Origin of the sequence: Enterococcus sp. (genome assembly GCF_032555305.1) — a bacterium.
Lineage (GTDB): Bacteria > Bacillota > Bacilli > Lactobacillales > Enterococcaceae > Enterococcus_A.
In genome coordinates, this window is record NZ_JAWGOQ010000015.1 from 44,975 (window position 1) to 58,031 (window position 13,057).

Annotated in this window: 11 protein-coding genes; 10 read left to right on the forward strand and 1 reads right to left on the reverse strand. The window is 38.5% G+C overall.

Annotated features, from left to right (window positions below; all coding sequences use genetic code 11):
• Positions 1 to 33 precede the first annotated feature (33 nt).
• Complete coding sequence (locus E6139_RS12220; RefSeq protein WP_316403351.1) at positions 34 to 2,253, reverse strand: ATP-dependent Clp protease ATP-binding subunit; 2,220 nt, start codon at positions 2,251 to 2,253, stop codon at positions 34 to 36.
• Positions 2,254 to 2,693: 440 nt separating this feature from the next.
• On the opposite strand from E6139_RS12220, the gene E6139_RS12225 reads away from it, so the two are divergent.
• The 10 genes from E6139_RS12225 (at position 2,694) to E6139_RS12270 (ending at position 13,030) form a co-directional block, all read left to right on the forward strand.
• The gene (locus E6139_RS12225; protein ID WP_010740408.1) at positions 2,694 to 2,960 is read left to right on the forward strand and encodes a phosphocarrier protein HPr; all 267 of its coding nucleotides are present in this window, start codon (positions 2,694 to 2,696) and stop codon (positions 2,958 to 2,960) included.
• Positions 2,960 to 4,687: a phosphoenolpyruvate--protein phosphotransferase gene (ptsP, locus tag E6139_RS12230; protein ID WP_316403352.1), complete on the forward strand. Its 1,728-nt coding sequence runs from the start codon at positions 2,960 to 2,962 to the stop codon at positions 4,685 to 4,687. Before E6139_RS12225 ends, ptsP begins: the two co-directional genes overlap by 1 nt.
• Before the next feature lie 267 nt (positions 4,688 to 4,954).
• Complete coding sequence (locus tag E6139_RS12235; protein WP_316403353.1) at positions 4,955 to 5,998, forward strand: glycosyltransferase; 1,044 nt, start codon at positions 4,955 to 4,957, stop codon at positions 5,996 to 5,998.
• A gap of 15 nt (positions 5,999 to 6,013) precedes the next feature.
• Positions 6,014 to 7,252 (forward strand): glycosyltransferase family 4 protein, encoded by a 1,239-nt coding sequence (locus E6139_RS12240; RefSeq protein WP_316403354.1) that lies wholly within the window; start codon positions 6,014 to 6,016, stop codon positions 7,250 to 7,252.
• A 19-nt stretch (positions 7,253 to 7,271) separates the two neighbouring features.
• Complete coding sequence (locus E6139_RS12245; RefSeq protein WP_316403355.1) at positions 7,272 to 8,180, forward strand: NAD(P)-dependent oxidoreductase; 909 nt, start codon at positions 7,272 to 7,274, stop codon at positions 8,178 to 8,180.
• A gap of 104 nt (positions 8,181 to 8,284) precedes the next feature.
• Positions 8,285 to 8,515, forward strand: coding sequence for a YkuJ family protein (locus E6139_RS12250; protein ID WP_010740403.1), 231 nt, complete (start codon positions 8,285 to 8,287; stop codon positions 8,513 to 8,515).
• A gap of 179 nt (positions 8,516 to 8,694) precedes the next feature.
• Positions 8,695 to 9,858 (forward strand): cyclopropane-fatty-acyl-phospholipid synthase family protein, encoded by a 1,164-nt coding sequence (locus E6139_RS12255; RefSeq protein ID WP_316403356.1) that lies wholly within the window; start codon positions 8,695 to 8,697, stop codon positions 9,856 to 9,858.
• Between the two features lie 167 nt (positions 9,859 to 10,025).
• On the forward strand, positions 10,026 to 11,435 hold the full coding sequence (locus E6139_RS12260; protein WP_316403357.1) for a DUF2142 domain-containing protein: 1,410 nt from the start codon (positions 10,026 to 10,028) through the stop codon (positions 11,433 to 11,435).
• A 195-nt stretch (positions 11,436 to 11,630) separates the two neighbouring features.
• Positions 11,631 to 12,071 (forward strand): MarR family winged helix-turn-helix transcriptional regulator, encoded by a 441-nt coding sequence (locus tag E6139_RS12265; RefSeq protein ID WP_316403358.1) that lies wholly within the window; start codon positions 11,631 to 11,633, stop codon positions 12,069 to 12,071.
• Complete coding sequence (locus tag E6139_RS12270; RefSeq protein WP_316403359.1) at positions 12,068 to 13,030, forward strand: beta-ketoacyl-ACP synthase III; 963 nt, start codon at positions 12,068 to 12,070, stop codon at positions 13,028 to 13,030. The genes E6139_RS12265 and E6139_RS12270 overlap by 4 nt, the downstream gene beginning before the upstream one ends.
• The last annotated feature ends 27 nt before the right edge of the window (positions 13,031 to 13,057 follow it).

The following is a 13,057-nucleotide window of genomic DNA, read 5'->3' on the forward strand; positions in this document are numbered from 1 at the left end:
AAGGATTCCCGCTATTAACAGGAATCCTTTCGCTTAATTTTTATCTTCTTTGGCTAAGCGTTCAGGCTTTGACGTGATGACGATATGGTCTTCTTTATCAAGTTTCGCTTTAAGATCGGTAATTGTTGGGTGATCTAAATAGAACTCAGCAATTCCGTCTTCAATATTTTCCTGAATTGTCCGGCGAAGCGGGCGAGCTCCCATCGCAGGGTCATAACCAAGATCGACCAGTTTTGCTTTGACGTTATCTGGTACATCAATATGAAGCTTTTGATGAGCGAGCATTTCGTTTACATCATCAAGCATCAATGAAACAATGTTCATCAAATTCTCTTTTGATAGTGAACTAAACTCAATGATGCCATCGAAACGATTCAAGAATTCTGGGGCAAAGAAATCTTTCAATTGACCCAAGACTGAACGGGTAACACCATCTCTGGCAGCTCCGAAACCTACGTTGGCTTCGATTTTGCCAGTTCCAGCATTGCTGGTCATAATAATGATCGTATCCTTGAAGCTGACTGTACGTCCTTGTGAATCTGTCAAACGGCCATCATCAAGAATTTGCAGGAACATATGCAAAACATCTGGATGTGCCTTTTCAATTTCATCCAACAAGATCAAGCTGTATGGATGACGCCGTACTTGTTCAGTCAATTGCCCGGCTTCTTCATAACCAACATAACCAGGAGGTGAACCGATCAATTTAGAGACACTATGTTTTTCCATATATTCACTCATATCAAAGCGAATCATCGAATCACTTGAGCCGAATAATTCTTCGGCTAATTGGCGAGCTAATTCTGTTTTTCCGACCCCGGTTGGTCCAACGAATAGGAACGAACCGATTGGACGGTTTTTCTTATTCAAACCGACACGGTTACGTCGAATAGCTTTGGCAACTTTATCCACGGCTTCATCTTGCCCGATGACATGTTGCTTCAAGTCTACTGCAAGATTTTTTAATTGTGTTTGTTCTTTTTCTTTCAACTCACCAACAGGAATTCCCGTCCGTTTTTCAACGATTTGTTCCATGTCTTTTTCGCTGATGACAGGTGTTTCTTCATCTGTTAACTGGCGATCTTTCATTTTTTGCAACTTATTAATTTGGTCGCGGTAGTAAGCTGCTTTCTCAAAGTCTTCCTCTTGAGAAGCTTGAGCTTTTTGTTGTTCTGCTTCCGCTAATTTCTTGTCGATCGTTTTTGGATCAACAATTTGGATCGTCAAGTTTTTCTTTGAACCTGTTTCGTCTAATAAGTCGATCGCTTTGTCAGGTAAGAAACGGTCTTGAATGTAACGATTTGAAAGTTCTGCAGCGGCTTTGATAGCGTCATCTGTATATTTTACATGATGATAATCTTCATAGCGTGTTTGCAAGCCTTTCAAGATTTCAATCGTTTCTTGAACGGAAGGTTCTTCGACGCGTACAGGCTGCATCCGGCGTTCTAAAGCAGCATCTTTTTCAATGATACGATACTCGTTTAATGTAGTAGCTCCGACCATTTGTAATTCACCACGAGCCAAGGCTGGTTTTAAAATATTACCAGCATCCATATTGCCGTCGCCAGCTGCACCGGCACCGACGATTTCATGAACTTCATCAATGAAAAGGATGATATTTTCAGCTTGACGAATTTCTTCGATCAGCTTTTGCATCCGTTCTTCAAATTGTCCCCGGATACCAGTACCTTGTACAAGAGAAGCGACATCTAAACGGATGACGTCCTTGTCCATTAATTTTTGAGGTACATCTCCATCAACGATTTTTTGAGCCAAACCTTCAACCACAGCGGTTTTACCAACACCTGGCTCACCGATAAGAACTGGATTGTTCTTTGTTCGGCGATTTAATATTTCGATAACACGTTGAATTTCATCATCTCGTCCAACAACGGGGTCGATATTTCCTTCTCGTGCTAATCCAGTGATATTAATTCCGTATTCGCCTAACAGCCCGCCGCCGTTTCCACGAGGGGGTTGATTATTGATACCATTTCCGCCACCGAATTGAGTCGGTGGAGTTTGATCTGCAGCGCCTTGTCGTTGTTGCATTTGCTGCGACATCGAGCGAAACAGATCGTCTAAACTTCCAAAACCAAAAGGATCATTTCCTGCCATTTGCGGCGCACCTCCAGCTTGATTCTTCAATTTTTGATAGCAACTCTGGCAATAATCTAATTGCTTTCGTTGTCCATTGACGTTTGCATATAAATGAATCGTTGCTTCATTTTCATGACAATTTTGGCAAAGCATTTTTTTCACCCTTTCAATAGTTGATTGTTTCTTCCATTGTACATCGAGTAAGCGAATCTCGTAAAAAGATACGCTGGCCAGTTGTTTGACTATCACTGACCTTAAGAATAATTATAGCGAGATTTTTTATAAAAGCAAACAGTTTGTTTCATTTTTTAGCAATCAACATCTTCGAGTGCTAAAAAAAGATATACACCCACATTTTTTTCTCTTTTACTGTTATGTAAAAAAAATGAAAACAGGTATAATCAGGGGATTGATCAATCAAACCAGATATTTTAAGAAAGGGCATACATTTAACTGGAATAATTCGACTAAAATTGTTGTATCTACGGTAAAAAAATGGTAATCTAAGAAAATGAAGGGCTCAAAATGATGGATGTTATCATTAAAGCCCTAACATAAAAAAACATTTTTTTTTATAAAGGAGAACGGTCAATATGGAAAAAAAAGATTTTCACGTAGTAGCAGAAACAGGGATTCATGCACGTCCCGCAACTTTATTAGTGCAAGCTGCAAGCAAATTTAACTCTGATATTAACTTAGAGTATAAAGGAAAATCAGTTAACCTTAAATCAATCATGGGAGTTATGTCTCTAGGTGTTGGCCAAGGTTCTGACGTTACTATCTCTGCTGAAGGTGCTGACGAAAAAGAAGCAATGGAAGCAATCGTAGAAACAATGAAAAAGGAAGGATTATCTGAATAATGGTTGAATTACTAAAAGGTATTGCCGCAAGTGACGGAGTTGCCGTTGCGAAAGCTTATCTGCTAGTACAACCGGATTTATCTTTCAAACAAAATAATGTAGAAGACACTGCTGCCGAAGAAAAGCGTTTAGACGACGCTTTGGCGGCTTCTTCTGCTGAATTAGAAAAAATTCGGGATAAAGCAGCGAAAAGCTTAGGTGAAGAAGAAGCACAAGTTTTTGATGCTCATTTGATGGTTCTTTCAGACCCAGAAATGATTGGTCAAATCAAACAACATATTCAAGATAATAAAGTGAATGCAGAAAGCTCACTTAAAGAAGTTACAGATATGTATATCGGCATGTTCGAGGCAATGGATGATAACGCTTATATGCAAGAACGTGCAGCGGATATCCGCGACGTAACTAAACGTATAATGGCTCATCTATTAGGCGTATCTTTACCAGATCCATCAATGATCGACGAAGAAGTTGTCGTTGTTGCACATGACTTGACTCCGAGTGATACTGCACAATTAGATAAAAACTTTGTAAAAGCTTTTGTTACTGATATCGGTGGACGTACATCTCATTCAGCAATTATGGCTCGTTCATTAGAAATTCCAGCAATCGTTGGTACAAAAGAAATCACTTCTAAAACTAAAGAAGGCGACGTCTTAGCGGTCAACGGTATCACTGGTGAAACAATCGTAAACCCAACTGACGAACAAGCAGCTGAATACAAAAAAGCTGGCGAAGCTTATGCAGCGCAAAAAGCAGAATGGGAAAAACTTAAAAATGCTGAAACAGTCACAGCTGATGGCAAGCATTTTGAGTTAGCTGCAAACATCGGTACGCCAAAAGATCTTGAAGGTGTTCATAATAATGGCGCTGAAGCGATCGGGTTGTATCGGACTGAATTCTTATACATGGACTCTTCAGATTTCCCAACAGAAGACGATCAATTTGAAGCTTATAAAGCTGTTTTAGAAGGCATGGGTGACAAACCAGTCGTTGTTCGTACGATGGATATCGGCGGAGACAAAGAACTACCTTACTTAACTTTACCTCACGAAATGAATCCATTCTTGGGTTATCGTGCATTGCGTATCAGCTTATCTGAACTAGGCGATGACATGTTCCGTACACAATTACGTGCATTGTTACGCGCTTCTGTTCATGGTAACTTGCGTATCATGTTCCCAATGGTTGCGACACTTAAAGAATTCCGTGCAGCGAAGAAAATGTTTAACGAAGAAAAAGAAAAACTTGTTAATGAAGGCGTGGAGGTTTCTGACACAATCCAAGTCGGAATCATGATCGAGATTCCTGCTGCCGCTGTTTTAGCCGACAAGTTTGCTAAAGAAGTTGACTTCTTCAGTATTGGAACAAATGACCTGATCCAATACACGATGGCAGCTGACCGCATGAACGAACGCGTTTCGTACTTGTATCAACCTTATAACCCATCAATTTTACGTTTGATTAAAAACGTAATTGATGCAGCACACGCTGAAGGAAAATGGGCTGGTATGTGTGGCGAAATGGCCGGCGATCAAACGGCTGTTCCATTATTGATGGGTATGGGATTAGATGAATTCTCTATGAGTGCGACATCTATTCTTAGAACTCGCAGCTTAATGAAACGTCTGACAACGACTAAGATGGCTGAATTAGCTGATAAAGCGTTGAAAGAGTGCGATACAATGGAAGAAGTTCAAGAATTGGTAGAAGAATACGTAAAATAAGCTTTTTCCTGGACCGTTGTCTAAATTAGGCAACGGTCTTTTTTTTTGGTGCGATCATAATTTGAATGAAAGGATCGCTTTCACTTTAAAATCAGACTATAGGTTGAGAACATGTTCAAATGCTTATGATATAATTAATTTACTTTAAAAAAGACAGTTATCTATTTTACATTTTTCCTTTCTGATTGGAAATTTTTTAGAGTTTTCTACTGAATACAACCTGAACTTGAAATGACTTTAAAACAATATAGAAAAAGAAGGTGACCTATGAAAATTTTACTTTACTTTGAAGGTCAGAATGTGATTGGAAAATCTGGTATTGGACGAGCACTAAGTCATCAAAAGAGAGCATTAAATGCTATGGGCATTGATTATACACTTGACCCGAAAGCAACAGATTATGATATATTACATATCAACACCTATGGTCCGAAAAGCCTGCGACTTGTTAGGAAAGCAAAAAAAATGGGAAAAAGGATTATTTTTCATGCCCATTCGACAGAAGAAGATTTTCGAAATTCATTTATCGGCTCCAATCAACTAGCCCCTTTATTTAAGAAATGGCTGGTTGCTCTATATCAGCAGGCAGATCATTTAATTACACCGACACCATATTCTAAAAAGTTACTGCGCAGCTATGGCTTGACGCAACCGATCGCTGCTATTTCAAATGGTATCGACCTAAAGAAATACTATCCTGATGAATATAAGGAAGCAGCCTTCCGAAAACATTTCAATTTAGCAGAAACACAAAAAGTCATCATCTGTGTAGGACTGTTTTTTGAACGCAAAGGAATTTTGGATTTTGTCAAGCTAGCAGAGAAAATGCCTGAGTATACATTTATTTGGTTTGGTGATGTTCCGATGATTTCAATTCCAGCTAATATTCGTCGTGTTGTGAAAAAGGATCACCCAAAAAACGTTCTTTTCCCAGGCTATGTAAATGGAGATTTGATCGAAGGAGCGTATTCGGGAGCAGATTTATTCTTCTTTCCTTCTTATGAAGAGACTGAAGGGATTGTGGTGCTGGAAGCACTAGCTAGTCAACAACAAGTCTTGCTGAGAAATATCCCAGTTTACGAAGGTTGGATGGAAGATCGTAAGAATTGCTACATGGGGAACAACAACCAAGAATTTGAACAGTTGATTCACCAATTAGTGAATCGACGTTTACCAAATCTCTCTATGGCGGGGTTTAAAGTAGCTCAAGAAAAGAGTATTACACAAATCGGCAACGAATTAAAAGCTGTCTATCAAGCAGTTTTAGAACAGCCGTACGATTATCAAGTATATGCAAAAGTCACAAAATAGTTTGGAGGAATCGCCGTGCGGATTGGTTTTTTTACAGACACTTATTTCCCGCAAGTCAGTGGGGTAGCCACATCAATCAGAACGTTAAAAAATGAACTTGAAAAGCAAGGGCATGAGGTTTATATTTTTACAACTACAGATCCGGATGCTGATGAGTTTGAAAAAGATATTGTACGGATGCCTAGCGTCCCTTTCATCTCCTTCAAGGATCGTCGGATCGTTGTACGGGGAATTTGGTTTGCTTATCAAATTGCTAAGGAATTAGAGTTAGAGGTTATTCATACCCATACGGAGTTTGGGGCAGGTTTCCTTGGGAAGATGGTTGCAAATCGCTTAAGGATCCCCGTTGTTCATACCTATCATACAATGTATGAGGATTATCTCCATTATATTGCAAATGGAAAAGTGGTTAGACCTACACATGTTAAGCATTTTATTAAGATGTTTGTAAACCATTCAACGGGTGTCGTGTGCCCTAGTAAACGAGTGGTGGATACGCTGAAACGTTATGAAGTAGATGTTCCAATGCGTATCATTCCTACGGGAATTGATATTTCCCATTTTGTTCGTTCGGATATTACCAAAAATGATACGGATAAACTAAGAGAAAATTTAGGAATCCACGATGGTGAGTTGATGATTCTATCCTTGAGTCGTATTTCCTATGAAAAGAACATTCATGTCATCGTACAGCAATTTCCTGAAATTCTAATGAGCTGTCCTAATGCTCGTTTAGTAATTGTTGGAAAAGGACCTTATCGTGAGGATTTGGAGGAATTGACTCGTGAATTAGGGATCGAAAGCTATGTCCAGTTCACTGGTGAAGTTCCGCATGAAGAAGTCGCTTTTTATTATCATGCCGCTGATTATTTTGTCAGCGCCTCAACTTCAGAGACTCAAGGATTGACCTATGCAGAAGCAATAGCATCAGGAACGCAGTGTATTGTTGAAGGTAATGATTATTTGAATCAATTGATCAACCACGAGTCCTTAGGAATAACATTTGAGCATAATGAAGATTTCAGTGATAGCTTTATTCGTTATATCCAACAAAATATCCCTTTAGACACTGAAGTTCAGCAGAATAAATTAGTAGAAATATCAGCAGAACGATTCGGGAGTGAAATTCTTAAATTTTATCAAGAAATGATTGTTTACTATGCTGAAAATCATAAAGAAGTAAAATCACCCGCTCGAACAGTTCAAAAAATGCGGGTACGGATTAATTCGCTTAGAAACAGCGAAGATAAATAAAGCTGAAATCCATCTCTTCATGTATACTAGAGGTGGATTATTTTTATTGGAGGTTGAGAATATGAAAATTGGATTTATCGGAACAGGCGTGATGGGGAAATCGATCGTTAAACATTTTCTTGCAGCTGGTCATGAAGTAGCTGTGTACAATCGTACGAAGAGTAAATCGGATGAATTGGTTGCTCATGGTGCAGTCTGGCAGGATACACCAGCAGAGGTGGCGAATACAAGTGAAATCATCTTCTCAATGGTGGGATATCCTAGTGATGTTGAAGAAATTTATTATGGTTCTAAAGGAGTATTCACTGTCGATGTTGCAGAGAAAATCTTGATTGATTTGACGACTTCAACTCCAACACTGGCGGAAAAAATTTATCAATCAGCTAAGAAAAACGGTGCCGATTCACTAGACGCACCAGTATCAGGAGGAGACTTAGGAGCGCAGAACGGTACTTTAACAATAATGGTCGGTGGTGATCAACCAGTCTATGAAAAGGTGGTACCTCTCTTTGAGATTATGGGTAAAAGCTATTCTCTTCAAGGTGCAGCCGGAGCTGGTCAGCATACTAAGATGGCAAATCAAATCATGATCGCTGGAACAATGACGGGAATGACTGAGATGCTGGTTTATGCCAAAGCGGCTAAACTAGATGTAGAAAAAGTGTTAGCAACATTAGGCGGCGGGGCTGCGCAAAATTGGTCGATGTCGAATTACGCACCGCGGATATTAAAGGAAGATTATTCTCCCGGCTTTTTCGTAAAACACTTCATTAAAGATTTAAAAATTGCTTTAGACGAAGCGAAAAAAATGCAACTGGATCTTCCTGCGACTAAATTAGCGACTGAGCTTTATGAACAATTAGCCGATCAAGGATTTGAAAATGATGGAACTCAGGCCTTAATTAAATTATGGTGGTCAGAATCTTAAGTTAGATTTAGTAAAAAAAACATAAATTTATTGATGAAAATCAATGCAAGATACGGTCGGATTTGATACAATAAGACAGAATTGAGAAGAAGGGGGGCACCTAGATGAAACATTCACAATTAGTTGCCATTATTAAACGCTTAGAAGCAATGACTGAATCGACTGATAATGAAGTACAATTGCGTCGTTTTGAAAAAGAAGGCGTAGAGAAATGTACTGTAACTTATGATAATACGACAGAAACATTTGAGCTGACAGAAAGCGACAGCAAACAATCTTATCAATTTGACAACATCGATATCGTAGCGATGGAAATTTATGATTTGATTCAATAAAACGGGGAAACCCGTTTTTTTTGCAGTTATCGGATGATAACTGCTTTTTTATATTAAAAGGGTTTCAAATAATTTTCGATTATATTTTTATGAGGAATTCCTATTTTTCGTGTCAACTCGGGTCAAATCTTTTGAACTTATTTAAATTTAGTCAGAAGATATACTTAGGGGGCTATGATATGTTAGATAAAGAAGTATACAATCAACTATTTAAACCATCTTTTTCTAAAAAAACACAAGTGACTTTTTGGGATGGTTCTGTAAAGGAGTATGGGAATTCTGAAGGTGAAGTCATCTTCAAAATTATTTTTAACGAAAAAATTCCAGTGAAGGAATTGATTAACAATGCATCCTTAGCATTGGGAGAAGCGTATATGGAGAAGAAAATCGAAATCGAGGGCGATCTGCAGGACTTGATTTACGATGTTTATAATCAGGCAAACGGTTTTTTCCATAATACCAATTTTAAAAAATGGATGCCAAAAGAAAAGCATACTAAAAAGCAATCAGCTCATGATATCCACAGCCACTATGATTTAGGCAATGATTTTTATGAAATGTGGTTGGATCGCACATTAACCTATTCTTGTGCTTATTTTGAAACGCCAGAGGATACATTGGAACAAGCGCAAATCAATAAAGTGCATCATATTCTAGATAAATTATTTATTAAACCAGGAGAGACTTTATTAGACATTGGTTGTGGCTGGGGGACATTAATCTTGACTGCGGCTAAGGAGTATAAAGTAAGAGCAAAAGGGATTACCTTAAGCGAAGAACAATATCAGCACATTCAAGCAATCATCGCAAAAGAACATCTAGAAGATACAGTTTCAGTTGAATTGATGGATTACCGTGATCTAATAGGGACTTTCGATCACATCACTAGCGTGGGGATGTTTGAACATGTTGGCGCAGAAAATCTGCAGGAGTATTTTAAAGTTGTTGAAAATCATTTAGCACAAAATGGAACAGCCTTGATCCACGGTATCAGCCGGCAACAAGGTGGAGCAAAAAATGCTTGGATCAATCAATATATTTTCCCGGGCGGCTACATTCCTGGCGTGACAGAACTAGTTGGGCATATCACCGAAAATGACCTACAGTTGATTGATCTTGAAAGCTTGCGGCGCGACTATCAATTAACACTGGAACACTGGACTAGGAATTTTCATCAAGTGAGGGATAAGGTGATCGAACAAAAGGACGAAGCATTTTATCGCATGTGGGACTTATACCTTCAAGCTTGTGCAGCTTCATTTCAGGCCAGCAATATTGATGTGGTTCAATATCTATTGGTTCATCCAAATAACAATGCGATTCCAATGCATCGAAATGTTTAAAAAAGCGGGTTTTCCGCTTTTTTAGTTTGCATGCGAAACATTCAGTGGCTAATTTATCATTTTTAAATCAACATTGTCTATATTATTGAGATATCTTTATTGATATAATTATTCAATGAATACAAAAGTTATGTTTGATTTGAATAATTTATAAAGTAGGTGAACTTATGATGAATCGCGCTCAGCGCATTGATCGAAACGGGGGAAGAGTCGTCCGAGATATTTCTTATCCAACGCTTATTTTTTTACTTTTTTCAGTCCTGTTTGGCGCGTTGAGTATTAAGGTTGTTCCGCCATTGCAAGCACCAGATGAAATTGGTCATTTTGTGAAAACTCAAGCCTTCTCGGAATTTAAGGTTCGTCCACAAAAAAGATCCGCTGCTACAGGGCAGAACAATCAACCGACTTGGGGAGAATATGGGTTCAAACTTCCATATGAAGTTCAAAGTATGAATGAATACGCGAACCAAACACGCGGAAAAAATGCGAAGCCCCCTTACCAGCTAGCAAGGAAAAATAAAAGAGTTTTTATTGGTACCGGAGGAATAACAAATTATTCATTTATCAACTATCTTCCGCAACTGGTCGGGACATTCACTGGAAAAGCTTTAGGAAAATCTATTTTATGGCAATATTACGCGGCTAGGATTTGCAACTTGATTGTATATATCGGGATTGTTTTTTTTGCTATTAAACTATTTCCTTTTTCAAAATGGGGTGCAGTCCTCTTAGCGTTAAATCCAATGGCTCTCTTTTTGGCATCGTCGGTTTCTGGAGATGGAATGGTGATTGCAGGTAGTTTCTTTTTCATTTCTTGGATGCTAAATTTGCTGAATCGGCCAACTATCTCTACTACTCGAATGTTCTTCAGCGGGGGAATGCTAGCGGCTCTGGTTTTAATGAAGCCAACTTTAATCGTTTTTGGGATGCTATTCTTTTTAATTCCCAATAAAGCACTGAGTATCAAGCGAAAGCTATTTTGGGGTGTTGGCATTTTAGCGGCCTGCCTTCTGATTTACTTATCATGGAATCGGCTGATGATTGATCAGCAATTGTTATATCGGGATTTTGCTGATCCTAAAGGACAAGTTAGTGCATTTCTAAAAAATCCATTTGTTTTCTTGGGAAATTTCTTAGGAAATTACTTATTTGGAGTGAAGGGCGATGGTGTTCTCCATTCCTTCGTAGGAAATTTTGGCTGGTTGGATACGCCGCTGGGATGGCATTGGGTAGTACTATATATAGTAAGTGTCGTGATTGGTGCTTTAGCCAATCCAGAAGGGGAGTTAACACTCTCAATTTCTAAGCGTTTGATACTTGTTGCCTCAATCGTTCTGTATGTCCTACTTACTTTCTTTGCTCTTTATCAAATCTGGAATCAGGTAGGACGGATAAAATCAATCGAGGGCTTACAAGGAAGATATTTTATTCCAGGAAGTTTATTGATAATTCCGCTATTTTCGAGTGTTGAGGATGTCTTAAATATTTCACCAAAAAAAATTAATTTGATCCTAACAATCAGTATGCTCTTGGTTTTAATCGCAACGGTGTATACATTAATGAATCGTTATAGCTAAGAATCGCAGAGATGCGATTCTTTTTTTTGCAATTCCTTTGATAACCAAAGTAATTTTAAAATAGCAGGAATTAAGTGGGCTCAAGTATAATCATTAATTTTTAGTTAATTGAAAAAATCTTGTTGCATTCAGAAAAAAAATAAGATATAGTTTGAACATCAAATGATTTGATAATCAAACTAATTAGGTGAGGACATGGAAAGAAACTGGGAAGAATTAAATACCTATTTAGTTTCAATTTTCAACGACGTCTTGTCGATTGAAGAAAACGAACTAAAAAAATCACAATTCAGTGATTTGACGATTACCGAAATGCATACCATTGATGCGATCGGGATGTATAAGAAAAAGACGACAACAGAAGTTGCTAGAGAACTATTAGTAACAGTTGGAACGCTTACGACGTCAATCAATCGATTAGTGAAAAAGGGCTATGTAGAACGTATCCGCAGCGAAGATGATCGCCGCGTGGTCAAACTGGGCTTGACGAAACAAGGAAGATTAGTTTTTCGAATCCATCAGCATTTTCATCACGAAATGGTCAAGAGTGCCATCAAAGATTTAGATACCGATGAACAAGAAGTTTTCTTGAAAGCACTAGTTAATCTATATAACTACTTAGAGGAGATCAAATGAGTATGAGCTTCGGAAAAATAACTGCAACTGCTCGTTATTTACCTGAAAAAATCGTGACGAATGATGACTTGGCTGAATGGATGGATACCTCAGACGAATGGATTCAATCGCGAACTGGGATTAAACAGCGCCACATTGCAGAAGCAGAAAATACTTCAGACATGTGTCTACAGGTTGCAAAAAAATTGATTGAAAAATCAGCGATTGATCCTATCAGTTTAGACTTTATTATCGTTGCAACAATGTCGCCAGATTATACATCTCCATCTGTTGCTTGTCAGGTTCAAGGAAAACTTGGAGCCAAACAAGCGATGGCTTTTGATGTGGCAGCCGCGTGCGCCGGTTTTGTATATGCACTGGCAACTGCGGAAAATTTTGTTCGCAGCGGCATGAAGCGTGGAATTGTTATCGGTGGTGAAAAAACATCGAAACTACTAGACTGGCAAGATCGTTCTTCCGCCGTTCTTTTTGGAGACGGAGCAGCGGGTGTTTTATTAGAAGCAGACGAGAAATCTTCTATTATAAAACAATTGCTGCGAGCAGATGGTGAACGAGCTAATGCACTGACTGCCGGTTTTCGTCAAAACAGCAATATTTTCCATGAAGGATCAGATACTAGTACGGCTTTGGCAATGGATGGCCGCGGAATCTGGAACTTCGCCCTAAATGATGTAACGAAAAGTTTGAAAGATTTTATCGGTGAAGAATCAGTAGATTACTATTTACTACATCAAGCCAATAAACGAATCATTGAAAAAATCGCTCGTAAAATGAATGAACCGATTGAAAAATTTCCTATGAATCTAATGAATTATGGAAATACATCAGCAGCGAGTATTCCTATTTTATTGGATGAACTTGTTGAAACCAATGTTCTAACTTTAAACAGCAATCAAAAAGTGGTATTGACAGGCTATGGCGGTGGATTAGCGTGGGGCAACCTACTGATTCAGCTGTAAACTTGTTAAAAATATAAAATTAAAACT

Coding starts and splice junctions, on each gene's coding strand:
- E6139_RS12260 (WP_316403357.1), top strand. CDS start 10,026: ATGATGAATCGCGCTCAGCGCATTGATCGAAACGGGGGAAGAGTCGTC.
- E6139_RS12235 (WP_316403353.1), top strand. CDS start 4,955: ATGAAAATTTTACTTTACTTTGAAGGTCAGAATGTGATTGGAAAATCT.
- E6139_RS12225 (WP_010740408.1), top strand. CDS start 2,694: ATGGAAAAAAAAGATTTTCACGTAGTAGCAGAAACAGGGATTCATGCA.
- E6139_RS12250 (WP_010740403.1), top strand. CDS start 8,285: ATGAAACATTCACAATTAGTTGCCATTATTAAACGCTTAGAAGCAATG.
- E6139_RS12220 (WP_316403351.1), bottom strand. CDS start 2,253: ATGCTTTGCCAAAATTGTCATGAAAATGAAGCAACGATTCATTTATAT.
- ptsP (WP_316403352.1), top strand. CDS start 2,960: ATGGTTGAATTACTAAAAGGTATTGCCGCAAGTGACGGAGTTGCCGTT.
- E6139_RS12265 (WP_316403358.1), top strand. CDS start 11,631: ATGGAAAGAAACTGGGAAGAATTAAATACCTATTTAGTTTCAATTTTC.
- E6139_RS12245 (WP_316403355.1), top strand. CDS start 7,272: ATGTATACTAGAGGTGGATTATTTTTATTGGAGGTTGAGAATATGAAA.
- E6139_RS12270 (WP_316403359.1), top strand. CDS start 12,068: ATGAGTATGAGCTTCGGAAAAATAACTGCAACTGCTCGTTATTTACCT.
- E6139_RS12255 (WP_316403356.1), top strand. CDS start 8,695: ATGTTAGATAAAGAAGTATACAATCAACTATTTAAACCATCTTTTTCT.